At 63.2% G+C, this 1793-nt stretch carries 2 protein-coding genes and 1 pseudogene; 2 read left to right on the top strand and 1 reads right to left on the bottom strand.

Features of this window, described 5'->3' with window-relative positions; all coding sequences use genetic code 11:
• Positions 1–191 precede the first annotated feature (191 nt).
• Positions 192–809, top strand: a complete 618-nt coding sequence (locus ACIGGF_RS25315; protein ID WP_397523783.1) for a LysE family translocator — start codon at positions 192–194, stop codon at positions 807–809.
• Positions 810–988: 179 nt separating this feature from the next.
• On the opposite strand, the gene ACIGGF_RS25310 is transcribed toward ACIGGF_RS25315, so the two are convergent.
• Positions 989–1414, bottom strand: coding sequence for a hypothetical protein (locus tag ACIGGF_RS25310; protein ID WP_397523782.1), 426 nt, complete (start codon positions 1412–1414; stop codon positions 989–991).
• Positions 1415–1431: 17 nt separating this feature from the next.
• Here ACIGGF_RS25310 and ACIGGF_RS25305 point away from each other — a divergent pair.
• Positions 1432–1698, top strand: a pseudogene (locus tag ACIGGF_RS25305) (acyl-CoA synthetase); the annotation flags it as partial.
• Positions 1699–1793 lie beyond the last annotated feature (95 nt).

The following is a 1793-nucleotide window of genomic DNA, read 5'->3' as shown; positions in this document are numbered from 1 at the left end:
GCACTCACTTGAGGTCGGTGGCCCGCCCGTGGCCGCATCGATATCCGCCGTCCAACACTGCTCAATGGAAGCCATCTCGAAATCGCAACAGCCCGGATCCAGTTTCTCGATGCGAATGGTGGACATTCAGCGGAGTTGGTCCACAGTGAAATCAGTTGGCTCCGGCCCGACCTGGGTGTTTTCATATACCTATGACCCTCAGCCTGTTGCTCAGTTTCGCCGGTGTGTGCTTTCTGCTGGCAATTCTTCCGGGCCCGGATTCGTTTCTGGTGCTTCGTTACAGCATCGGCGGCCTCAAGCCCGGTGTCGGGGCAGCAATGGGCGTCGCGATCGGCGGATTGTTCTGGGCCGTGCTGGTAGCCGTCGGACTGGCGGCGATCGTCGAACAGTCGGCGACGGCATATCGAGTCGTCAAGGTTCTCGGTGGACTGTATCTGCTGTACCTGGGCGTGAAGGCGTTCCGGGCTCGTCGCAAGAACAAGGTGGCCGGTGAGCCGCTGGTACCCGTCGCCGCGTCCGCCTGGTCGGCGTTCGGTGCCGGGGTTCTCTCGTGCGCGCTCAACCCCAAGGTCGGACTGTTCTACCTCGCGGTGGTGCCGCAGTTCCTCACGGTGGTCACGTTGACCGGTGCGATGACGCTCGGCTTGGTCGAGGTGGTGGTGGCAGCCCTGGTGATGGGAGTGTTCTCCGTCGTCGCCTCGCGGGCGGTCGCGTTGCTGCGTAAGCCCGCAGTGACGGACTGGTTGGACCGCATCAGCGCCGGATTCCTGGTTGCCCTCGGTATCGGAACGGTCGCGTCCTCGGCCTAGTCGATAGCAGCAAGTCTAGGAAGGGGCAAGCATTACGCTCCACGACTGACGGTTATTGGTGCGCGGCCTGGATCTCGCAAACGCGCGCGCACTTGCCATGCGCGCGCAGAATCGTGACGCGAAGCCGCTCGCGTTCAGCAAACGCGCGCGCGTTTGCGAGGACTGAGGGGCCGCGCTGATCACGGCTCCAGATCCGGCTCGCCCACGTCCCAGCCACCGCGGCGGATGCGCAGGATGTAGACCAGCTCGTTGCTACCGAATGCTTCGACGGTGGTGAACCGCTTCGGTTCGGCGTTGACCTCGGGATTGCGGGCGTGGGCTTCTTCGTAGAGCTGAGTGGCTCGCAGATCCGCAAGTTCGACCCGCGTCCAGAAATCGTCCGACTGAACCGAGTAGACGAGCCTAGGCGCGCCGTCGGTGACGTGCGCGGCATCGATGGTGTCGTCTTCGGAATCCTCGTCCTCGAGATCCAGGTCGAGATCGTCCTCCGAATCGACGTCCTGCTCCGCGTCGGTACCGATCAGATAGACACCCGCCTGCAGGTCACCGGCAGCGACCGTCATGTACTCGGCGTAGTCGCCGGTGTCGATTCCGTCCACGTCCATGTATGTACGGTAGCCATGTGCTGCTTCGTTCACTGAACCCACTCGCCGTTGCGCGGGGAGACGATATTCCCGACGCCATCACCATCGACGGAGGCGCACTGTCTCGTGCCGACATCCTGGGCGCGGCGACATCGGTAGCCGAGCGGATCGCGCGGGCAGACCGACTCGCGATCCACGCAACGCCGTCGGTCAAGACCGTGCTCGCGGTAGTGGGTGCCCTGATCGCCGGTGTCACGGTGGTGCCGGTCCCGCCGGACGCGGGAACCGCCGAACGTGAACACATTTGTCAATTTCAGAAGACGGCTGCACTCTTTGCAGGCGTTTCGAGGGTGAGTGCACGTGTCTTCTGACATTCTGACGTCAGAAGTGCGGTGCACGG

Source organism: Rhodococcus sp. NPDC078407, from assembly GCF_044542515.1.
Classification (GTDB): domain Bacteria; phylum Actinomycetota; class Actinomycetes; order Mycobacteriales; family Mycobacteriaceae; genus Rhodococcoides.
Note: the sequence above shows the minus strand (reverse complement) of the source record. Positions and strands in the feature narration are given on the sequence as shown.

Bases quoted from the DNA above. Each gene is read 5' to 3' on its own strand.
- ACIGGF_RS25310 (WP_397523782.1), bottom strand. From the start codon at position 1,414: ATGGACGTGGACGGAATCGACACCGGCGACTACGCCGAGTACATGACG.
- ACIGGF_RS25315 (WP_397523783.1), top strand. From the start codon at position 192: ATGACCCTCAGCCTGTTGCTCAGTTTCGCCGGTGTGTGCTTTCTGCTG.